The 21,761-nt window shown below is 38.5% G+C and carries 19 protein-coding genes; 7 read left to right on the forward strand and 12 right to left on the reverse strand.

Features of this window, described 5'->3' with window-relative positions:
• The first annotated feature begins 96 nt into the window (after positions 1-96).
• The 4 genes from LI951_RS07440 (at position 97) to LI951_RS07455 (ending at position 4,290) form a co-directional block, all read left to right on the forward strand.
• Complete coding sequence (locus LI951_RS07440; protein WP_229441755.1) at positions 97-1,125, forward strand: LacI family DNA-binding transcriptional regulator; 1,029 nt, start codon at positions 97-99, stop codon at positions 1,123-1,125.
• Between the two features lie 15 nt (positions 1,126-1,140).
• A complete protein-coding gene (locus LI951_RS07445; protein ID WP_229441756.1) occupies positions 1,141-3,279 on the forward strand; it encodes a GH92 family glycosyl hydrolase in 2,139 nt (712 codons plus the stop codon).
• Positions 3,280-3,657: 378 nt separating this feature from the next.
• A complete protein-coding gene (locus LI951_RS07450) occupies positions 3,658-3,831 on the forward strand; it encodes a type II toxin-antitoxin system HicA family toxin (protein ID WP_202064777.1) in 174 nt (57 codons plus the stop codon).
• A 57-nt stretch (positions 3,832-3,888) separates the two neighbouring features.
• Positions 3,889-4,290: a type II toxin-antitoxin system HicB family antitoxin gene (locus LI951_RS07455; protein WP_202064778.1), complete on the forward strand. Its 402-nt coding sequence runs from the start codon at positions 3,889-3,891 to the stop codon at positions 4,288-4,290.
• 471 nt (positions 4,291-4,761) lie between these two features.
• Here the strand turns inward: LI951_RS07455 and LI951_RS07460 are convergent, their stop codons facing one another.
• The 3 genes from LI951_RS07460 to groES all read right to left on the reverse strand — a co-directional run bounded on the left by LI951_RS07460 (position 4,762) and on the right by groES (position 7,955).
• The gene (locus tag LI951_RS07460) at positions 4,762-5,622 is read right to left on the reverse strand and encodes a hypothetical protein (protein WP_229441757.1); all 861 of its coding nucleotides are present in this window, start codon (positions 5,620-5,622) and stop codon (positions 4,762-4,764) included.
• Between the two features lie 369 nt (positions 5,623-5,991).
• A complete protein-coding gene (gene groL, locus LI951_RS07465) occupies positions 5,992-7,620 on the reverse strand; it encodes a chaperonin GroEL (protein WP_202064780.1) in 1,629 nt (542 codons plus the stop codon).
• A gap of 50 nt (positions 7,621-7,670) precedes the next feature.
• Complete coding sequence (gene groES, locus LI951_RS07470) at positions 7,671-7,955, reverse strand: co-chaperone GroES (protein ID WP_202064781.1); 285 nt, start codon at positions 7,953-7,955, stop codon at positions 7,671-7,673.
• Between the two features lie 240 nt (positions 7,956-8,195).
• Here groES and LI951_RS07475 point away from each other — a divergent pair, with 240 nt between their 5' ends.
• Positions 8,196-8,372: a hypothetical protein gene (locus LI951_RS07475; RefSeq protein WP_202064783.1), complete on the forward strand. Its 177-nt coding sequence runs from the start codon at positions 8,196-8,198 to the stop codon at positions 8,370-8,372.
• 71 nt (positions 8,373-8,443) lie between these two features.
• Entirely contained in the window at positions 8,444-9,109 is a 666-nt protein-coding gene (locus LI951_RS07480) for a CPBP family intramembrane glutamic endopeptidase (RefSeq protein ID WP_202064785.1), read from the forward strand.
• A gap of 126 nt (positions 9,110-9,235) precedes the next feature.
• On the opposite strand, the gene LI951_RS07485 is transcribed toward LI951_RS07480, so the two are convergent.
• On the reverse strand, positions 9,236-9,892 hold the full coding sequence (locus LI951_RS07485) for a redox-sensing transcriptional repressor Rex (RefSeq protein WP_202064787.1): 657 nt from the start codon (positions 9,890-9,892) through the stop codon (positions 9,236-9,238).
• Between the two features lie 199 nt (positions 9,893-10,091).
• On the opposite strand from LI951_RS07485, the gene LI951_RS07490 reads away from it, so the two are divergent.
• Positions 10,092-12,026, forward strand: a complete 1,935-nt coding sequence (locus tag LI951_RS07490; RefSeq protein ID WP_202064789.1) for an ABC-F family ATP-binding cassette domain-containing protein — start codon at positions 10,092-10,094, stop codon at positions 12,024-12,026.
• 106 nt (positions 12,027-12,132) lie between these two features.
• On the opposite strand, the gene LI951_RS07495 is transcribed toward LI951_RS07490, so the two are convergent.
• The 8 genes from LI951_RS07495 to LI951_RS07530 form a co-directional block, all read right to left on the reverse strand.
• Positions 12,133-13,932 (reverse strand): choline/carnitine O-acyltransferase, encoded by a 1,800-nt coding sequence (locus LI951_RS07495; RefSeq protein WP_229441758.1) that lies wholly within the window; start codon positions 13,930-13,932, stop codon positions 12,133-12,135.
• 417 nt (positions 13,933-14,349) lie between these two features.
• A complete protein-coding gene (dtd, locus tag LI951_RS07500; protein ID WP_202064793.1) occupies positions 14,350-14,796 on the reverse strand; it encodes a D-aminoacyl-tRNA deacylase in 447 nt (148 codons plus the stop codon).
• Between the two features lie 11 nt (positions 14,797-14,807).
• Positions 14,808-17,021, reverse strand: coding sequence for a RelA/SpoT family protein (locus LI951_RS07505; protein ID WP_202064795.1), 2,214 nt, complete (start codon positions 17,019-17,021; stop codon positions 14,808-14,810).
• A 489-nt stretch (positions 17,022-17,510) separates the two neighbouring features.
• Positions 17,511-18,152, reverse strand: a complete 642-nt coding sequence (locus LI951_RS07510) for a deoxyribose-phosphate aldolase (protein ID WP_202064796.1) — start codon at positions 18,150-18,152, stop codon at positions 17,511-17,513.
• A 10-nt stretch (positions 18,153-18,162) separates the two neighbouring features.
• Positions 18,163-18,915, reverse strand: coding sequence for a 16S rRNA (uracil(1498)-N(3))-methyltransferase (locus LI951_RS07515; RefSeq protein ID WP_202064797.1), 753 nt, complete (start codon positions 18,913-18,915; stop codon positions 18,163-18,165).
• 1 nt (position 18,916) lies between these two features.
• Positions 18,917-19,864: a 50S ribosomal protein L11 methyltransferase gene (gene prmA / locus LI951_RS07520; protein WP_202064798.1), complete on the reverse strand. Its 948-nt coding sequence runs from the start codon at positions 19,862-19,864 to the stop codon at positions 18,917-18,919.
• 12 nt (positions 19,865-19,876) lie between these two features.
• Positions 19,877-20,365, reverse strand: a complete 489-nt coding sequence (locus LI951_RS07525) for a DUF3013 family protein (protein ID WP_202064799.1) — start codon at positions 20,363-20,365, stop codon at positions 19,877-19,879.
• 4 nt (positions 20,366-20,369) lie between these two features.
• Positions 20,370-21,002 (reverse strand): DNA-3-methyladenine glycosylase, encoded by a 633-nt coding sequence (locus tag LI951_RS07530; protein ID WP_420705923.1) that lies wholly within the window; start codon positions 21,000-21,002, stop codon positions 20,370-20,372.
• Positions 21,003-21,761: the final 759 nt, after the last annotated feature.

Genomic DNA, 21,761 nt, shown 5'->3' on the forward strand with positions numbered 1-21,761 from the left:
TATGTCTATCTTTTTTTTAATTAAAAAGGTTTTCAATTATCCAGTGATATGTTATCATCAAAATATGATATATCAAATCAAGAGGTGTAATCGATTATGAAACAACCCTTATACAAACTTATTTATGGAGATCTCCGAAAATTGATTGAAACCGGAAGCCTGGCTCCGGAAAGTAAGGTTCCTACCGAAATGGAACTTTCTGAAAAATATCAGGTAAGCCGTATTACATCAAAACGAGCGTTAACAGAGCTTGAAAACGAAGGATACATTTATCGGGAGCAAGGACGAGGCAGCTTTGTAAAAAATCGGAAAAGTAAAACAGAACAAACAGGAAAAATTCTTTTTATTTTGCCTTTTGCCAACGATCTGTCTTTAGGTAATTTCAATGAAGGCATTTATCCAGTTATCCAAAAGCATGGCTTCGAATTACTGATGACGCCTTCTGATTATTTGGAACAACACACTACGCAAATGATTATTAAGGAATTTGACGGACTGATTTACTACGCAGTCAATACTGAAACACAGCTCGACCTCCTTTTTGAGCTGTCTGTACTAGAGTTTCCAGTTGTCACATTAGACAAGAAACTATACGACTTTTCATTCCCAGCGGTACTGTCAGATAATTTTCAAGGTGGGCAATTGGCTGCTGGTCATTTAATCGAAAGTGGTCATCAAAGAATTGGCTATATTTTTGGAGAAATACATCATCCTCAAACTGTCCGACAACGCTATTTAGGTTATGTTGATGCATTAAACAAAAAGGATCTGACTTTTCGAACAAAGTTAAATGACACTGAAGCGGCGATCTCAACTGCGGTAGAGTACATTCGTTCCAATCAGCTGACTGCAGCTGTCTGTGAAAATGATTTAATCGCTATTGAACTCATGAGGCAGCTTAAGCAGGCGGACTATCAAATTCCGGCAGATTTTTCTGTTATTGGCTTTGATGATATTCAGGCAGCTTCTCTAGTTGAACCGCCGCTAACAACTGTGGCACAGGATTTCGCTGAATTGGGTCAGCTGGCCGGTTCTAAAATTGTTGCTCTTATACAGAATCAAACAACTCCTGATGAGAAGGTTCCAGTAAAGCTTATTTTACGGCAATCCACTATTAACGAATAAGGAGCTTAGTACAGCATGAAAATTTCAACAATCGATACAAGGCATGGAACAGACAATCAATACAGCTTTTCTCACGGTAATTGCCTACCCTATACAGGCGTTCCTTTTGGTATGAATTTTTTCGCACCACAGACAACTGACCAAAAAGGGAGCTGGTGGTTTCATCCAGATGACCGTATTTTTCAAGGATTCCGTATTACCCATCAGCCCAGTCCCTGGATGGGCGATTTCAGCCATCTGATTCTGCTCCCCATAAGTGGTGAGCTTAGTGAAAATAATCTATTCCATGCTCAAAGCTCTTATCGTCCGGAAGACAGCACATTCAATCCTGCTTGTTTGGAAATCACAAGCAGCCGTTATCAGATTCATTCTCAGCTGATTCCCAGCATGTATGGCGCATTGCTCTCTTTATCCGGCATCCAAGAGCATGGCGGACTAGCTCTTTCTCTGCCTGGCCGTTATAAAATAAAAAAAATAGATAAAACGACTGTTTCCGGAGAAATCATTAATTTTTCCGGATGTGAAGATAAGAATTTCACTTTTTACTTTATCCTCCGCTTTGAAGATGACCTGACGATAATTGAAGGTCCGACTGAGGGTAAAGACGGCTTCGTTATTCTTAGATTTGGTGATGCCGCTGAGCAAACAATCCAACTCGCCGCCTCTTTTATTTCTGCGGAGCAGGCTCAACTGAATTTATCACGAGAAGAAGACTTGTCAAAAGTAGATTTCCTTTCCCGGGCCCAATCCGCATGGGAAGATTACTTAAATAGGATAGAAATTACTCATCATGACCAGAAACAGGTATCTGCTTTTTATCACGCGCTGTATCGAACATTTCTATTCCCCCAAACCTTTTATGAATTAAATGAAAAAGAACTGCCTGTCCACTATGACACATTTAATCAAACCATTCGAGAAGGTGTCTTTTATACAAATAATGGATTTTGGGATACGTTTCGAACCGTGTATCCTTTATATTCCTTAATTGCTTCAGACAAGTACGGTGAAATGCTGGAAGGCTTTTTAAACAGCTATAAAGAAACAGGTTTTCTGCCTAAATGGCTTTCTCCTGATGAGCGCGGAATGATGCCGGGCACACTGATTGATGCAGTCATTGCTGATGCAGCGGTTAAAGGAATTCGTCCGGATTTGATGCCTGCCTTTTTGCAGGCAATGAAAAAAGCAGCGACAGATCAAAGTAATCACGAAAACTATGGTCGTCGCGGGACAAACGACTATTTATCCTATGGCTATGTTCCAAGCACGTATCACGAATCTGTCAATCACACACTGGATTATTGCTACAGTGATTTTTGTATACATCAAGTGGCCTCCCTACTTGAAGATCCAGATGCTGCAGATTATAGAAAACAGGCAAAAAATTATACTCATTTATTTGATAGTGAAACTGGATTTATGCGTGCAAAAGATGTAGACGGTCAATTTCGTGAAGCTTTTGACTCTCATTGTTGGGGAACAGACTACGCTGAAGGGAGTGCCTGGCAAAATAGCTTTGCTGTTTATCATGATTTTGCGGGTTTAATCGATAAATATGGCGGTAAAGAACACTTTGAGAAGAAGCTGATTGCGCTTTGTAATCAAAAGCCTTTGTATAAAACAGGAGGCTACGGCTTCGAAATTCATGAAATGAGTGAGATGGCGGCAATAGAGTTCGGACAGGTAGCACTATCAAATCAGCCAAGCTTCCACCTTCCTTATTTATTCAATTACCTGGGCAAGCCTGAAATGGCACAGCCTATGATCAAACAACTAATGAGCCAATGCTTCAGCAGCACTGCTCAGGGGTATCCAGGAGATGAGGATAATGGCAGCATGTCTTGCTGGTTCATCTTCAGTTCTCTAGGCTTCTATCCTGTTACTGCCGGCAGTGGAGAATATGTCATCGGTATCCCTTTATTTGACAAAGCTGAAATCCAACTCTCAAGCGGCAATACACTTACTATTACAAGTACTCCTAATCAGATTCAGCAGCAGTTTGTTCATGAAGTGAAACGAAATAATGTTAGCCACCCTTCACTGTTCTTTGTACACAGTGATTTAGAAAAGGGCGGTTCTATCGATTATCATTTGGGTATCGTGCCTAATCCAAAAAAATATACAGAAGAACAATTACCTTTTAGCCTTGGATAAATACAGAAACAGCTGGGAAAGAAAAGTTTCCCAGCTGTTTCTGTATTTCAATTTATGATTTTAAAAAAGACTACGGACAAGCCACCCTTCCAGGTCCCAGTCCGTAATCTTCCACTCATGCTGCATTGTATTTTCTATTTCAGCCTATTACATCATGCCGCTCATCAGTCCGAGCTTAATATGACAGGGGTCACTAGCTTAAAAGACCATGAAATAAGGGATTCTAGCTATTAAATTTCATTTTAAGAATCCCGCTGGTAGGGACTAGCAGAAAAGTTTTGCCCTATAAATGATCAAAATAAGTTCAAGATGATTCATAAAACCCATTGAACGACACGTGTTTATCACGTATAATAATATGTACAAAGGAGGCTTGGAATGAAAACTAGGGACCTAGTAAAGCTATTCAAGAATAACGGTTGGTGGTTCTTGAGACACGGAAGCAATCATGACATCTACACCAACGGTAAAAAAACAGAAGAAATTGTTCGACATCGTGAAACAAATGAAAGACTGGCAAAAGCATTAATCAGGAAGTACGGACTCAAATAAGCCCCTCTGCTTCATTGTAAATTATACAATAATAAACAAAAGAAAGGAAAATATATTATGACAAATAAATTTGTATATCCAGTTATATTAAACTATGAAAAAGATAAATCCGGTTATGATTATTTTGTATCTATTCCAGATTTTGAAGGGTTCACACAAGGCAAAGATGTGGCCGATGCTATTTCTATGGCACGGGACTATATCGGAAATATGTTAATCGAATTTGAAAAAGAAGGGAAACCATTCCCTGAATCAAATGCTACTAAATATGACTTAAAAGAAAACGATATGGAAACCTTAGTGGATATTGATTTGACTCGTTTCAAAGCTCAATCTAAAAACGTTGTAGTGAAAAAAACTCTTTCTATTCCAAAATATTTGAATGAATTAGGCAACGAAGCTGGAATAAATTTCTCCGCAACTCTTACTGAAGCATTGAAAGAAAAACTAGGCGTATAAAAAAAGGAAGGTCCGGCATCACGCTGGTCCTTCTTTTTATTTTTTACAACCAAGTACATACAATGCTAACACACTTTACCTTTTTCGAAAAATATGTAAATAAAAAGACCATCTCAGACAAGATGATCAAATAAAAAGAAACGTTACTCAAATAAGCAACAATGAAAAAATAAAAAGTTATTGGTTAACTTCATATATACTTGACTGCCGTTCCGGAATTGAACAGAACCTAGGAATAGTTGCAGGTTTAATTACAAATAATCTTTACATTTACTTAAAACAAAAGTTTTCATAAGTCTGGCTCTCCTTTTCCCATGCACAAATAAATAACAGCACAAAAAGCACTCCATCCACGAAATTTCCCAGACACAGCGCTAAAATATTGCTTATTCAATTTATTCCCACATACGATTTTAGTTGTCTCACTTAATATTTAGAGCCCCAAGTAGGCAATGGGCTAGTTAATTAAAATTAGTTTTCTTGCTCATTTTTACTTTTGATTTCTTTAATAATAAATCTAAGGAAATTTTTTGCATTGTTTTCAGTCTTTTGCTTTAAATACATGTTTAGAACAATCAAACCTACTATAACAGCTGTAGAAAGAACAAAAATAATAATTATTATCCCCACATTTTTTGTCTCTTCATTAACATAATAATCAATTCCATTTTTTAAAGCAGCTAAAATAGAAGCGATAAAAGTAACACTTAAAATACTCTCAATTATTTTTTCTTTGTATATTTTACTTGAGTTTTCAAATTTTATAAATCTGTCAATCGAAACTAAGTACTCTTTAGTCGCTTCGTCAAGCAAATCTACAATTTCAATCACAGAACCAAGAAAATATTTTTCAACACTAGGTACTTTAAACTTTTTGCTATCTGATCTGCTCTCTTCTATAATTATACCCCCAGTCTCTTTAAAATACTCTTTCACTTTCTCATTTTGAGATAGTGATTTTACTACCAAGGTCGCACTCCCCACATCGTTATTGCTGACCCATTTAAATAACCCTGAATACATGTTGGTTAATTTGGTAATAGAATTCTCTGCAGAAATATCTACTATTATTATAATTATAGAAATAGCTAAAAGAATTGCTGACAAAAACATAAGAATTCCAAAAACCAGGATAAATTTTGTTGCAAACATTTTTTTGTCGATACCGTAAATAAGAGCACTAAAAAATAATGCATTGAAACAAAAAAGAATTACTCCAAAAGCTAACCTAAAAGCTCTAAAGTTAAAAATCAACCTAATTAGCTTAAAAATCAACCTTATAATCTTACCTATAATAGGTATCAATAAAATTTTGTCCCATACTTGCCTCATATATTACTCCTTTATTTTTTACTTCATACAAATGATACGCTGTGCCTTTCTTATTATAAACAATAAATAACTTACAGATTGATAAAATATTAATTTTTTTCTTTTCAATCACTTCCTGTAAGTATCTTTTTTTGAAAATATCTATCCAGTTATCATAATATGTATTTTTCCTTTTAGATCATCTAATCGAGTAATCCCACCTTTGGCTGTTAAAGCATCCATGGTTCTTTTAGCCGATTGTTGTAATTCTGGATTGGTTAACCTTATTTCCCGCTTACATAATTTTTTTAGAAAGTTTTGCCCTATAAGCCGTTAAAAATAACAGAAAATTAAAAAGAACCCTGATTTCTCAAGGTTCTTAGAGGTTGCTTACATCATGCCGCCCATTCCCATTGAAGGGTCCATAGCCGGTGCTGCTGCTCCGGCAGGTTCAGGCTTGTCTGCAACAACTGCTTCAGTTGTCAGCAGTAATGCTGCTACAGAAGCTGCGTTTTGCAATGCAGAACGAGTTACTTTTGTTGGATCAACGATTCCGGCTTCCACCATGTTTACCCATTCACCATTTGCTGCATTGAATCCTGTTCCCAATTCGATATTTTTCAGTTTGTCTACAATAACAGAACCTTCATAACCAGCATTTTCTGCAATTTGGCGAATTGGTTCTTCCAATGCACGAATAACGATTTTCACACCTGTTGCTATGTCACCTTCAACTTCTACTTCAGAAACTTTTCCGATCACATTCACCAGTGCAGTACCACCACCTGATACCATACCTTCTTCAACAGCTGCACGAGTTGCATTCAATGCGTCTTCGATTCGCAATTTCAATTCTTTCAATTCTGTTTCAGTAGCAGCACCGACTTTAACAACAGCTACACCACCGGCTAATTTAGCTAAACGTTCTTGTAGTTTTTCACGATCAAAATCAGAAGTAGTATCACCGATTTGGTTTTTAATCAATTGAACGCGTGCTTCAATCGCTTCTTTCCCTCCGGCACCTTCTACGATAGTTGTATTGTCTTTATCAACAACGACTTTACTTGCATTACCAAGATTTTCAATGGTTGTATCTTTTAATTCAAGTCCCAGTTCTTCTGTGATCACTGTTCCGCCAGTTAATACTGCAATATCTTCAAGCATTGCTTTACGACGATCGCCAAAGCCTGGTGCTTTTACTGCAACAACATTAAATGTTCCGCGAATTTTGTTCAATACCAATGTTGGCAATGCTTCGCCATCCACATCGTCAGCAATAATCAGCAACGGACGAGATTGCTGTAAAATTTGTTCCAGCAATGGCAGAATATCCTGAATATTGGAGATTTTCTTGTCAGTAATCAGAATGTAAGGATTTTCCAAAACAGCTTCCATCTTGTCGTTGTCAGTTACCATATATTGAGATAAATAGCCGCGATCAAACTGCATTCCTTCAACAACGTCCAGCTCTGTTTCAATTCCTTTTGATTCTTCAATTGTGATAACTCCGTCGTTGCCGACTTTTTCCATTGCATCAGCAATCAGCTGACCCACTTTTTCATCACCTGAAGAAACCGCAGCAACCTGTGCAATCGCTTCTTTTGAATCAACCACCGTTGAAATATTGTGCAGTTCTTCTACTGCAGTTTTTGTTGCCAACTCAATACCGCGGCGAATCCCTAAAGGATTAGCTCCCGCAGTTACATTTTTCAACCCTTCACGAACAATTGCCTGAGTTAATACTGTGGCAGTTGTTGTTCCGTCACCAGCAATATCATTTGTTTTAGAAGCAACTTCTGAAACCAGCTTTGCTCCCATGTTTTCAAAATGATCTTCCAGCTCGATTTCTTTTGCAATCGTCACACCATCATTTGTGATCAGTGGAGAACCGAAAGATTTTTCCAAAACTACATTACGACCTTTAGGCCCTAAAGTCACTTTCACTGTATCTGCTAAAATATCAACACCGCGAAGCATTGCCGCACGGGCATCTTCTGAAAATTTAATTTCTTTTGCCATGATTTTCCCACCTTATTTTATTTTTTTAATACTATCTTCTACTTAAAAATTTACTCTACAACTGCGATAATATCTTTTCCGGAAACGATTAAATACTCTTTTCCTTCATATTTAACTTCTGTTCCAGAATACTTTTCAAACATTACGGTATCGCCTTCTTTAACTTCTGCAGGAACTTTTGTACCGTTATCAAGAATACGGCCTTCGCCAACTGCGATAACAGTTCCAGTCTGTGGCTTTTCTTTTGCAGCTGAAGCTAAAACGATGCCTCCCACTGTTTTTTCTTCTTCTTCCGCGACTTCAAGAATGACGCGATCGCCTAATGGTTTTAACACAATAAATCCCTCCATAATAATAATTTTACATACATTAGCACTCTTGATAATCGAGTGCTAACTCACACTATTTATAATACTCATTTCTCTTCTGCTTTGCAAGTCTTTTGAACAGAAAATTTTACCTTTCTTATCTAATTCCCTCTTTCGTTATCTTTCAATTAAACTTTTCAGCAGCTTCATGATAAACTAGAAGAAGAAAAGTATCCTTAATAAAATAAAGAAAAAGGAGTTTATGCTATGAGACAGCGTATAATACAAACTGCTCTTTTAACAATTATTTATCTACTCGTTGCAAATATCGGAAACATTTTCTTTAGAGTAGACAGAACCATCAATTGGACGACCACTTTATGGGAAGCTTTATTTTTTGCGATATTCATTTTTCTATTTCTTGGCTATCGTGACAAAAAATAGAAGAACCTCTTTACCAAAGATTACTTTTGTATGATATACTCTTACTAATTGTTAAATAAGGGAGGATCTTCATGGCTAAAAAGAAAACCAGTATCACTATCACTTTGCTCTATTTCGTTATTTTTCTCTCACCGCTGGCATTGGCTGGTGCTTCTCAGCAAATCGTCATTTTATGGTCGACATTTGCGTATGTTCTGGGCGCTGCTGCAATGATTTTTCTTTATTTTAGAAATCATTCAAAAATAGAAATTGAGCAGGAAGGGAAATTAACTTCACCCGTATTTATTTTACTTCTGGGAATTAGCGGAATATTTATTGCATTAATTCTTCAAGCACTCATTATGGGGATACAAATGGCAATCACAAACACTCAGCCCAGCTCGGAAAATACAGAAAGCATCATCTCTGTTATTGTAGAAAATAAACTGTTTATCCTTGCTACGGCCATTGGCGGTCCTATTATGGAAGAATTTGTCTTTCGCCGTTCATTGATTGACTTGTTTACATTTCCTAAAACAGGATTTTGGCTTGCTGCTGTGATCAGCTCTATACTGTTTTCCGTGATTCATATGGATGGAAATTATTTTGTTTATTTCTTCCTTGGTTTATTTTTTACCATCCTTTATAAAATGACCGGAAAAATTTGGACTTCCGTTATTGCACATTGCGGAATGAATACATTAGTCATTATTCTACAGCTCATTGTTCATTATGGATTGCTGGACCTCCCACAATGATTTGAGAGCTGTTTTGTTATCTAAAAAGAAAAAGCAAACACCAAAAAAGGAATCTTTTCCAGAACATTTTTCAGTTCGGGCAACGACTCCTTTTTGTTTGCTTCATATTTGCTTTTGCAACACTAATTATTCTGATTCTTCCACATCAATTAATTTCTCATCATTATGCAGGAAATAAATCAATGTCTGCAGCTCATTGGTTAAATCAACATTTTGAATCAATACGTGTGACGGAGCTGCCAGGCGGGCGATAGTAAAGTTTAGTATCCCTTTGATTCCAGCTTCTGCCAACTGATTTACTATATCCTGAGCTTTACGTGCAGGCAGTGTTAAAATTGCAACTTCAATCTGCTGCATTTTAATTTGCTCCAGCATATCTTCAATCGGGTAAACAGGTACACCATCCACAATTCTTCCGACAATATCCTCATTAATGTCAAACGCACAGCTCACTCTAATGCTGTTGCTTTGATGAAATTTATATTTCAGAAGTGCGCTGCCCAAATTCCCCACACCAATCAGTGCGACATTTGTCAGTTCATCATCATTCAGTGTTTTACCAAAAAAATTCATCAAATTTTCGACATCATATCCGTAACCTCTTTTGCCCAGTTCTCCAAAATAGGAAAAATCACGGCGAATAGTTGCACTGTCAACTTGGACTGCTTCACTCAGCTCAGTTGAAGAAACCTTGTTCTTTCCTGCATCATACAAAATTCTTAAGTACCGATAATATAAAGGGAGCCTGCGTGCAGTGGCTCTTGGAATCGTTTGATCTTTCACATTCATACCTCCAACTATTTAAATCTCCTCTAATAGTAATAATAGCAGTTACTCTGAACAAAAAGCAATGTTACTGCTCATAATTATTTTTTATTTCATACTATAATAAAAAAAATACGAAACAGCTGTTTCATCAAACTGAATTTTTCGTTATTTTATGCTACACTGATAGGGATTACTACGAAATGAGGACAGCATAATGATTTTATTACAAGCAAATCAGATTGCCCGCTATTTTGGTGCTGAGACTTTGTTTGAAAACATACAGATGGAAGTGGCGGACAACAGCCGAATTGCTTTAGTTGGACGGAACGGAGCCGGCAAGTCCACACTGCTGAAAATAATCGCCGGCACAGAAACTCCTGATGCCGGAACAATTTCCAAAAGCAAAACCTCAACCTTGGGATATTTGGCCCAAGATACAGGACTTGATTCTGAAAAGAGCGTTTGGGCTGAAATGCTGCTGACATTTGCAGCAATAACTGCAATGGAAAAAAGAATGCACGAGTTAGAGCAAATAATCAGTGAAACAGATCCCGAGAGTTCAGACTATCCGCCTATCCTAAAAGAATATGATCGTCTGCAGCAGGAATTTGCTGATCAAAATGGCTATGGCATAGAAAATGAAATTCGTTCTGTCCTCCATGGATTTGGATTTGACAGCAGTTTTTATGATCGCTCCATCAATTCTCTTTCTGGCGGACAGAAGACACGTCTGGCGTTGGCGAGAATGCTGCTGCAAAAACCTGATCTTCTAATTTTGGACGAACCAACCAACCATCTGGACATCGAAACCCTGTCCTGGCTGGAAAACTATCTGCCGAACTATTCCGGTGCTTTACTGATCGTTTCCCATGACCGTTATTTTCTGGATAAAGTTGTAACTGAAATTTATGAATTAAGCAGAAGAAAGATGCACCACTACAAAGGTAATTATTCAACCTATTTAAAACTGAAGGCTGAAAAGCTGGCGAGTGAGTGGAAAGCATTTGAAAAACAGCAAACTGAAATTAACAAGCTGGAAGATTTTGTTGCCCGTAATCTTGTCAGAGCCTCTACAACCAAGCGTGCACAAAGTCGGCGTAAAGTCCTTGAAAAAATGGACCGTTTAGATCGACCTCAAGGTGATGAGAAATCGGCGCACTTTCTTTTTGATATCGAAAAAACTTCCGGCAATGTTGTCCTTCAATTGGAAAATGGAGCGATTGGTTATGCTGAAAAGATACTTTCTGCCCCAATTAACATGGATATTCGCAGACAGGAGGCTATTGCTTTAGTTGGACCTAACGGGATTGGCAAATCCACGCTGCTGAAATCAATTATCGGTGAGCTTCCGTTTATTAAAGGCTCTGTTTCTCTGGGAACAAATGTCTCAATCGGCTACTACGATCAGGAGCAGGCGAATCTTCATGGAAACAAAACGGTTCTTGCAGAATTATGGGATGAGCATCCGACAACACCTGAGAAAGATATCCGTAATGTACTTGGAAGCTTTCTGTTCAGCGGAAATGATGTGGATAAAACCATTCCTTTACTCAGCGGTGGAGAAAAAGCCCGAGTCGCTCTGGCAAAACTGTCAATGAATAAAGAAAACTTTTTGATTCTTGATGAGCCGACCAACCATTTGGATATTGACAACAAGGAAGTACTCGAAAATGCACTGATTGATTATGAAGGAACCTTGCTTTTCGTTTCTCATGACCGCTATTTTATTAACCGGATTGCAACGAAGGTAATTGAACTGTCAGAAAAAGGCAGCAAGCTGTACCTTGGTGACTATGATTATTATCTGGAAAAGAAAAAAGAGGAAGAAGAGCTCGCTGCTTTGGTAGCTGTCAAAGACCAAAAAGGGGTAACCATTCCGACGAATAAATCAGATTTTTATCAAAATAAAGAGTCTCAGAAACTCTTAAGGACTCTGAAGAGAAAAATTATTCAGATTGAAGAGATGACGGCTGAAGTGGATAAAACAATTCATATACTTGAAACAGAGATGAGTCAGCCTGATTCAACTGAAGATCATGTCCTTTTAATAAAACTAAATACACAGCTGGAAGAGGCACAAGCGAAACAAGAAGAGCTCCTTAATACTTGGGAAGAGTTGAGCCTTGAGCTGGAGGAAATGGAGTCTTGATTCCACTCTGAAACATACTAAAAATACTGAGGTTTAAGCAACAGCTGTCGAGCAGTTGTATCCAGAAACTTCAGTATTTTTCTATAGCTATTTTCTTTTCAGCAGATTAAAAATTAACAGCTGTGTTTATTTTCTGATCAGCCGCCAAGTCAAGCAGCTCCGTTATTGCCTGATCGATCGCATCCAGCAGCTGCATCGCTTTTTCTGTCAGCTCTTTTCTAGATGAAATGGTCAGGGCAATACGATTTTCAAGAATACCGTAATACAAGCCAAAACCATCCTGTTCTACTGGTCCAAAACTAAACGATTCCAGTAAGTCAGAAGGAATTCCTGTTGTAGAAATAAAATTTTGACTGATTTTTTGAATACCGTCAGAAGAGAAAAAATACTCCGCTTCCACCTTTGCATCAGTCATTTTCTGCAGTCCGAAAAGATGTCGTTCTACCCCCAGCCCTTCTTGGCACCTGCTGATACGCTTGGAATGAGCTTCTATACCACTCATAAACAGCTTATATAAACTCAAATTATCCTGAGCTGATTCCTTCTTCCTGTTGACAAATGCTTCAGCAAACTTCTTTTTTTCCAAACTGACAGAACGGGCACACTCGGTCCTTCCCTGATAAAATTCTCTCATAGCAACAGGCTCATATACAGATTTCAACTCATCGAATACTCTCTGCTGAGCAACTGCCAATGCCATGTGAAAAAGAGCATCCGGACTGATTTTAAATGCCTTTATTTGTTCTTTTCCAACGTAGTCCAAAACTAGTCGTTGAATACTGCAGGAATTATTTTCAGCTTCTGTCAATTCCTTACATTTTACCAGCTCTGCGCTGATTTCATCAGTCAAATGCCAGTTCAATCTTACTGGTATATTTTGTTCAGCGAGCTTTTGGTCAGCAGCAGCTTTACTGAAATCAATAGAATTTAACTGCTTAAATACTTGGGTCAGCAAATTCATCGCCGGAACACCATCAACCGCTGTATGCTCCATATTAAAACCAATCCCGCCATTCTCTGTAATGATTGCCTGGATAGTTTTCGTATAAAACTGATCTTTTCCATCCAGCAGCATAGTTGAAATCCGCCCATTTTCCGTCATATCATCACCGGCATTAAAAGACAGCATAAATAAAGAATGTTCAATCATTGCCAGATTCTCAGCATTTTCCGGATATTTTTTTAACAGCCGATAGACATGACCCGCCTCGTTTCTTTTAACCCCTGTAGAGTAAGCTAAATTCTTTTCGGCTTCATCTGAATAATTATCCTTAGTCAGAATGAAATGAATCATTGCTAATATTGAATCCTGAGAATGCATCTGGCCGGCATCATTAATGACCTCAAGTTGATAATAGCAGCCGTCATTTACAACTATAACATGTCTAGATGGTTTTGCTGCTTTATAGAAAGAATCACCAAATTCGCCCGGAATCCGGCAGTTGCCATAAAAGTTCCCATAAAATGACATATCCAAATGCTCATTTTTACGAGTATAATCCAGCGGAAAACGCTCTTCATAGTAATCTTGACAATTTTTTACCAGAGAGCAGATGACACCGGCAGCCTTCTCAGCACGTGAAGCAAGATGCTTATGGTATTTCGGATTGATAACTAAAGCAAAATTAGATTGGGTTTGCAAATGTCCCTGCAAAGCCAAATAGTTCTCCTCCCAGAACGGAGCAAGCCAGCTGTCTGTTCCTTTGTCGCAATATTCATTCAAGCGTGCTTGAAGTACCATTCCCTCTGCTTCAGCAAACTGCCGGATAATTTGTCTAAATCCATCCATCTCTTCATCCGTCAAAAACGGAGCCGCCCATTCGACAGCTTCTTCCAATGTATCTTCCAACACAGGAACAGGCAGTTTCTTCAATAGAGGACGCAACTCTTCTTTATATCGTTTCATTGATTCAGCTCCTTCTTTTGTAAGTATTCATTCAACTATTTATTATACCAGTGAATCCTCTATTCATGACAGTCACAGTAAAAAAGAATCACATCAAAAGTACAAAACCGTCTATTCTTTATTATGCAGGTTTTTGTTCATTTTTTTAAACTACAAAAAATAAACAACCTAAATATTAAAAATACTGTGTATCTGGATTGCTTCTTCCTTAAAGAAAAAATCAGCCTGCTGGGAGCCTCTTGTTATTTATCACGTTGTTTCCACTGGATGACTCCCTTTTCACTTCATCCTTACTTGACAGGAGGAGTTTTTTTTACTTTGCTTCAATTCTTTTCATTTGTATTTTTTCATGCGTTTGTCATGAAAAAGAGTCATTTCCATTTCTGAAAAATCTTCCAGAAACAGAAATGACTCTTTTTATTTTTCCCGTGTATCAATAACGATTGTGACTGGTCCGTCATTGATTAGAGAAATATCCATGTTGCCGCCAAATTCCCCGGTTTCAACAATAATACCAGCGTCTCTCAGCTGCTGATTAAATGCTTCATAGAGAGGAACAGCCTGCTCAGGTCTGGCAGCCTGAATAAAGCTCGGGCGGTTTCCTTTTTTTGTCTCTGCATACAACGTAAATTGAGAAACACTTAAAATACTTCCCCCTATTGCCTGAATATCCAGATTCATTTTTCCTTCTTCGTCCTCAAAGACACGAAGCTTGCTGATTTTACGTACCAGATACGCCACATCTTCCATAGTATCCTCTACATGAATCCCTAAAAGGATCATAAATCCATGATCAATTTTCCCGATAATAGTACCTGTCAGTTCGACATGAGCTTTTGAAACTCTTTGAATAACAGCCTTCACATTGTCTCCTCCTACCCATTGGTCCGACGAACACTATAAACATCCGGAACATTTTTGATTTTGTCTACTATTGTTTTTAAATGAGACAGGTTCTGAATTTTCACCGTAAGATGAATCATTGCCATTTTATCCTTAGTTGGCTTCGCTTCTACGCTAACCAAATTTTTGGTCATGGAACTGATCGCTTGTAAAACATCATTCAAGAGACCGCTGCGATTATAGCCATAGATCTCTAAATCTGCATTATATTCCTTATTCAGATTCTCAGTATCTTCCCACTCCACCTCGATCATACGTTCAGGGAGCTCCTCCTGATGCTGAACATTCGGACAGTCGGCACGGTGAATAGACACCCCACGCCCTTTGGTGATATAGCCGACAATTTTATCTCCCGGTACAGGATTACAGCAGCGGCTTAGGCGGATCAGAAGATTATCAATCCCCTGAATAACAATTCCGCCTTCGTGTCGAACTTTCATCTTATCAGACTCTTTTTTCACAGGCTGAGTCAGCAGTTCTTCTGCTTCCTGCTTCTGCCGTTCCTTTTCCTGCTCTTTTCGTTCTTTTTCAGTCAGACGATTGGAAACCACTTGTGCGCTGATTTCACCATAGCCCACAGCAGCATACAAATCATCTTCCGACTGATAATTGAATCGCTCAACTGCTTCGGAAATTTTAGCTTTGCTCATAAATTCTTTTGGTGTAAAGCCATGCTCTGTCAAGAATTTGCTGATCAAGTCATGCCCTTTAATAATATTTACTTCCCGATCCTGAACCTTGAAAAATCGTTTAATTTTATTTCTGGCTTTACTGGTTTTTACCATTTTCAGCCAGTCACGACTGGGACCAAATGAATTAGGTGAAGTCAGAACCTCAATAATATCCCCGTTTTTCAGCGTATAGTCCAGTTGAACCATTTTGCCATTTACTTTGGCACCAGTTGTTTTATTCCCAATCTCAGTATGTACACTGTAGGCAAAATCAAGAGGTCCGGAACCTTTCGGCAGTTCAGTTACATCACCTGTCGGGGTGAAAACATAGACTTTGTCACTAAAAATATCGCCTTTGACACTTTCCATAAAATCAGAAGCATCATAACTTTCGTCTTGAAGCTCCAAAATTTCATGGAACCAGCTAAGTTGTTTGCTTTCTTCATCTTCTTCGACTTTATCTGTTTTTCCTTCTTTATATGCCCAGTGAGCGGCTACCCCAAATTCTGCAATCTGATGCATCTCATGCGTCCGTATTTGAACTTCTATAGGATTTCCTTTTGGACCGATAACTGTCGTATGGATAGACTGATACATATTGGCTTTTGGCATAGCAATGTAATCTTTAAAACGTCCCGGCATTGGTGTCCATTTTGTATGAATCGCTCCCAGCACAGCATAGCAGTCTTTAATGGAATCAACGATGACACGTATAGCCAGTAAATCATAAATTTCCGTAAACTGCTTCTTTTGATCTTTCATCTTCCGATAAATAGAGTAAATGTGCTTCGGTCTTCCATAAATCTCTGCGTAAATTTCTAAATCTTCTGTAGCTTTTTTAATATCTTCTACAGCCTCAGTAATATATTCTTCTCGTTCTTCTCTTTTGGTCTGCATTAAATGTACAATCCGGTAATACTGTTTGGGATTGATATAGCGCAAGGCTGTATCTTCAAGTTCCCATTTAATACGGCTCATCCCTAAACGATGAGCCAGCGGTGCATAAATCTCCAGCGTTTCCTGAGCAATTCGTCTCTGTTTGTCATCCCTCAGATGTTTCAGTGTGCGCATATTATGAAGTCTGTCAGCCAGCTTAACCATAATAACCCGTAAATCCTGCGCCATAGCCAGCAGCATTTTTCGGTGGTTTTCCGCCAACTGTTCCTCATGGGACTTATACTTGATTTTACCAAGCTTTGTCACCCCGTCAACCAGCATAGCGACATCTTCGCCAAATTCATTTTTTAAATCTTCCAAAGTTACGTCAGTATCCTCGACGACATCGTGAAGGAACCCCGTTGCAACGGTATGAGGGTCCATATGTAATTCAGCAAGAATGCCCGCCACCTGTATGGGGTGAATAATATAAGGCTCTCCTGATTTTCTAACCTGTCCTTCATGCGCACTTTCAGCGTATTTGTAGGCTTTCTCAACAAAAGCAGTGTGCTGGTCTGACATATATTTTGACACAGTGCTTATTACTTGCGGACCGGTTACGATTTCTTCCTTTGACATCGCCCTCACCCTTTCTCTGTATTTATTTTCAACAGACTGCTGCTGCAGTAGTCTGCACAATACAGTCATTGTCTATTGTCAGTTTATATTTTTATAGTTTAACATTAATCAGAGTAAAAAAAAGCCCGAGAAACAATAAATTTTTGATCTGAGCTGAGATTTTTAAAAGAAAGCAGATTAAAGAATGAAAAAATGAACAGATATACCCCCCTATTTTATTCATCCTTTCGCAGCACATTCAATTCCAAAGTAACTTTCTATAAAAAATCGACTCAATCCATCAAGAATAGAAATTCGGAAAAGCAGTTATTTCTTACTAAATATGAATATTCCTCGTTCAAATCATTCATCTTCAAAAAACAAACAGCAATTTATCAAAAATTTGTTGAACAATTTTCGTAAACTCCTGCCTGCTTCTCATAACTGACTACTGTCCTTGCTTCTTAAGCAGTAATCATTATACTTAAAATTCTCAATTTTGTCCGCTGCTCACTTCTTTTTCAGCAGCGGCAGAACCTCTCTGGCGTTGTTGATTCCAATCACATCTGCACCTGATTGAAGTAAAATTTCTATCTCCAGTAATGTAGGTGAATTCACATTTACCTGAACTCTCAGCTGGCGTTCCCTTGCGGTACGGAAAATACCCAGATGAAATAATGCATCTTCAACAGATATGCCTGTTCCCAGCAAAATTTCCTTAACATTGACACGTCCAATCTGAAAAGCGATTCTGCTGCGATCCTCCTCTGGCATCTCATCGATATCAATGAAAAATCCTAACTGTCCTTTTCCAAAAGAAAGCGGCTCAAGCATTTGAAAAGTTTGCTTGCTTATCGGCAGATTTTCCAGTGTTGCTGTAATATAGACTTCAGCTGCGCCGTTTCTGTATATTTCACCCGTTTCAAACGCTTGTTTACCCAAGGTTCCAGCGCCCAATGGATAATCTGCAATACTCCCGACCTGTATTGTTGTTCCTTCCAAAAGCTGCTTTGTTCTGGTTATCTGACAGGGCAGCACGATAACAGCTTTGATGCCAAACTCCCTGATAAACAAAATATCTTCCTTCAACTGCTGATCAGTCATAGATGAATCCAACAGCAGTACAGATAATTGTTTTAAATCAATGCCCATAACAACCCCCCTACACCAGTAATTCAAATTGATAGCTGACAGCACTCAGTGCATAAAGCGGTGCAGTTTCAGCTCTTAAAATCCGAGGACCTAATCCGCAGAGAACCCCTCCATTTTGTTCAAATAGATTGATTTCCTCCGGTGAAAAGCCGCCTTCCGGACCAAAAACAATTAAAAGTTTTTCTCCTGGTTTCATTTTTGTCAATGTTTGTGCCAGCGTGCTTCGTTCTCCTTGCTTCGCTGACTCTTCATAGGCAACCAATACTTTCTCATAGATAGAAAATTGATCAATCAATTCTTGTTCTTTTTCAACTAAAGTGATCTCGGGAATCCACTGTCGGTGAGACTGCTCTGCTGCTTCCTGTGCAATTTTTTCCAGTCGTTTTGCTTTATTGCCTTTTTTCTTATGGTCCCATTTTACAATAGAATTTTTAGCTGGAAATCCGATAAAATGATACGCCCCAAGCTCAGTCCCTTTTTGAACAATCCACTCAAGCTTGTCGCCTTTAGGAAATCCGCAGGCGATCGTTACTTTTATTGGAAGCTCCTTAACCGCTTCTTCTTTGGAAATTTCGCTGATCTGGACTTCCGAATCACTGATCTCTGTTATTTCTCCCAGAATGACAATACCGTCTTCAAAAACAAGAAAAAGTTGATCTTCCGGCTTCATGCGCATCACTCGAACAATGTGATGATAATTTTCTCCGTTAACTGAAAACAAGTTTTTCTCTTCATAGGTCTCGTTTATAAAATAACGCTGCATATTATTCTTCCTCTGATTTTTTCAAAATAATCGCATACCAGTCGCCCTGTTGAAATATCTGGTCCGCAATAAACCCTGCTTCACTCATCTGTTCTAGTACCATAGCCTTTTTCTCGTGGATAATTCCTGAAACAATAAACGTTCCGTTTGGCTGCAGCAGACGATATGCATCCTTAATCATCAATACAATGATATCCGCCAAAATATTGGCAACTATTACATCCGCTTCAACACTGATATCCGTCAGTAAATTATTCGCCGAAACATGAACATTTTCTGCAATTGGATTCAACCCCATATTTTCTTTTGCAGAAGTAACCGCCACATCATCTAAATCATATGCATACACAGATTCTGCCCCCAGATATCTGGAAGCAATACTCAGCACCCCTGATCCTGTTCCCACATCTAAAAGGGTTTCTCCTCCTCGAAGAACAGTTTCCAGCGCCTGAAGAGTGAGTCTGGTTGTCGGATGCGTTCCGGTTCCAAATGCCATCCCTGGATCTAAAGTGATGATTTTCTCGCTGTCATCTTTGGGCTCGTATTTCTCCCAGCTTGGAACAATTGTTAAATAGCGGGTAACACGAACAGGATGATAATACTTTTTCCAGGCAGTTGCCCAATCACTTTCAGCTACTTCACTGACAGTTAGTTCATTTTTCCCAATTGCCAACCCAAAATCGGGCAGACGCATGATATTTTCTTTGATAAACGGAACAACTTCAGGTAAAAAAGTAGTTTCCGGAAAATAAGCCATCACCAGAGCACCTTCTTTAATATGAGTAAAGTGTTTTTTATCCAATATTTCACCAAACAAATCACTCTCAAAGTTTTCCACATCAAGCGCATCCTCAATCGCTACTCCGCTGGCTCCTGCTTCCATCATAATATTTGAGACTGCTTCAACCGCTTCACTGGCAGTTTCAACTTTTACTTCTGTCCATTTCATCGCTGCCCCTCCTTAATAGCTTGGATAAGGCAGATAGATTTCCAAATCGGTTCCTGCCTGTTTCAAAACATTCTTATATTCTTCTTCATCCCAGATCAGTTCAAAGAATTCTTTATCCGGATTATTTAAAAACTCAAGCAAATCATCCAGCCCATCTGTCAATACATCATTTAAATAGACCAATACACTGTCTATTACTGCTTTGCTGATCCCTTTCTTTCCATCAAATGGGATAACCGCTAAGAAATCTTCAGGGTTTGGCTCCTGCTTCCCTTTTTCAGTATTAAAAAACAATATCCCATCTTCAAACTCAATGATTTCTTCTTGTGATGAAATTCCTTCTGAATCGTCAATCGTTTCACCCGCATTATTTTCCGCAAACAGGCGTACCATCAGTTCAATGGTATGATTTCGTGTATCCCAATCAATTGCTGTGTCAAATTCACTGAGCTGCTTATCTATCTGTTTATCCAGATAATCCAACATCGTTTCTTTTTTCATCTGTCTATTCTTCCTTCCAACCTAATGTCGTTAAATCAACTGCATCTTTTCTCTGTAATGAAATATAGGGGTTTCCTGCCACTGCAAAACGTAATGGGCTGTCTGTCCAGATTCCTTTGTTCGGAATACCAATACGTGGTAAAGCAAGAATTTTTTTCGGATGCTTTCTTTTTTCCGGAACCAGATGGAGAGAACTGTTAAAAATGGATTGACCATATAAGTCTCTTTTAATATCCAATGCCTTTACCAGTTTTCCGGGACCATTCGTCAACTCGACCCCTGTTCTGCCGCCGCGGAGTCTTTCCATTTCCTCCAATCCCTGTGCAGGCTGAATTGCCCGAATCATCACTCCCTGAGGATGACCCTTGTCTCCGGTTACCATATTCAGAATTAAGTGTGTATGCATCGTATACAAATAAATCGTTCCAGGATGATCATACATTGCCTTCAGCCTTGGCGTGTTTCGCATCCCAAAGCTGTGTGCCGCCTCATCTTCAGGGCCCAGATACGCTTCGGCATCCACAATATATCCAGCCAAAAGACCATTTTCTGTCTGATGCTCCAAGTACATTCCTAAAAGATATTGTGCGATCTGTTCTGTTTTATGCGTTTTAAAATAATTCATCGTTTCATTCATAGTTACACCACTTTCCATCATACACAATCCTTGATAAATAAGCTATGAAAACAGCTGCCCAATGGGAGTAAGCCTCCGTTTCTGAAGAGCATTCAACTTTTCATCTGCTTCAAAAGATTTCAAAATTTTAAATCCTTTCAGTTATTCCTCTCTAAAGAATAAGCAATTTTTCTAAAAGATTGTTCATACTCACAACAGTTATTTTATCAAATTTTCTTTAACATTGTATCACAACAAAAATACGAATGTACGTTCTTTACAAAAAACATGATATACTAGGATATGTCTAAAAACTCTAAAGACGAATGTTTTCAAAAAAATAGATCTAGACGAATTCCGTGACAATTTTCGGAGAATACTTCTTATTATCATAAATCACTGCGATTGATTTATCAAAGCAAGTCTTTTCGTGCTTTGAGCAACCACAGGAGCACTTACATGACCTTCTCTGCGACGAGTAATCGCAGGAGCAGATGATACCCTTGTGACAAGCATTCGAAGAAGCATAGGAGTAATCTCTTAATTTCAATTCAATGCATTGATTTTATTTCTTAAAATCAGTCCTATTCTCAGTGCGCCTACCATTCTGCTAAATGCACCTGCATCAGTAGAACTGGCAATTCTGATACCCCGATAGTTTTCAGACACGCCTTAAATATGAATAGAGTAATAATGTCCCGAAAATTTTAAAATGAACAACATACCCGGAATCATCACAATGATCCAGATGCATTTATACTAAAAATAGATTTGATAAAC

The organism is Enterococcus sp. BWT-B8 (assembly GCF_020567625.1).
Lineage (GTDB): Bacteria > Bacillota > Bacilli > Lactobacillales > Enterococcaceae > Enterococcus_L.

Coding starts and splice junctions, on each gene's coding strand:
- LI951_RS07505 (WP_202064795.1), bottom strand. CDS start 17,021: ATGTCAAAGGAAGAAATCGTAACCGGTCCGCAAGTAATAAGCACTGTG.
- LI951_RS07510 (WP_202064796.1), bottom strand. CDS start 18,152: ATGGGCATTGATTTAAAACAATTATCTGTACTGCTGTTGGATTCATCT.
- LI951_RS07490 (WP_202064789.1), top strand. CDS start 10,092: ATGATTTTATTACAAGCAAATCAGATTGCCCGCTATTTTGGTGCTGAG.
- LI951_RS07495 (WP_229441758.1), bottom strand. CDS start 13,932: ATGAAACGATATAAAGAAGAGTTGCGTCCTCTATTGAAGAAACTGCCT.
- LI951_RS07455 (WP_202064778.1), top strand. CDS start 3,889: ATGACAAATAAATTTGTATATCCAGTTATATTAAACTATGAAAAAGAT.
- LI951_RS07480 (WP_202064785.1), top strand. CDS start 8,444: ATGGCTAAAAAGAAAACCAGTATCACTATCACTTTGCTCTATTTCGTT.
- LI951_RS07515 (WP_202064797.1), bottom strand. CDS start 18,915: ATGCAGCGTTATTTTATAAACGAGACCTATGAAGAGAAAAACTTGTTT.
- LI951_RS07450 (WP_202064777.1), top strand. CDS start 3,658: ATGAAAACTAGGGACCTAGTAAAGCTATTCAAGAATAACGGTTGGTGG.
- groL (WP_202064780.1), bottom strand. CDS start 7,620: ATGGCAAAAGAAATTAAATTTTCAGAAGATGCCCGTGCGGCAATGCTT.
- prmA (WP_202064798.1), bottom strand. CDS start 19,864: ATGAAATGGACAGAAGTAAAAGTTGAAACTGCCAGTGAAGCGGTTGAA.
- LI951_RS07460 (WP_229441757.1), bottom strand. CDS start 5,622: ATGAGGCAAGTATGGGACAAAATTTTATTGATACCTATTATAGGTAAG.
- LI951_RS07445 (WP_229441756.1), top strand. CDS start 1,141: ATGAAAATTTCAACAATCGATACAAGGCATGGAACAGACAATCAATAC.
- LI951_RS07530 (WP_420705923.1), bottom strand. CDS start 21,002: ATGAATGAAACGATGAATTATTTTAAAACGCATAAAACAGAACAGATC.
- LI951_RS07525 (WP_202064799.1), bottom strand. CDS start 20,365: ATGAAAAAAGAAACGATGTTGGATTATCTGGATAAACAGATAGATAAG.
- LI951_RS07475 (WP_202064783.1), top strand. CDS start 8,196: ATGAGACAGCGTATAATACAAACTGCTCTTTTAACAATTATTTATCTA.
- LI951_RS07440 (WP_229441755.1), top strand. CDS start 97: ATGAAACAACCCTTATACAAACTTATTTATGGAGATCTCCGAAAATTG.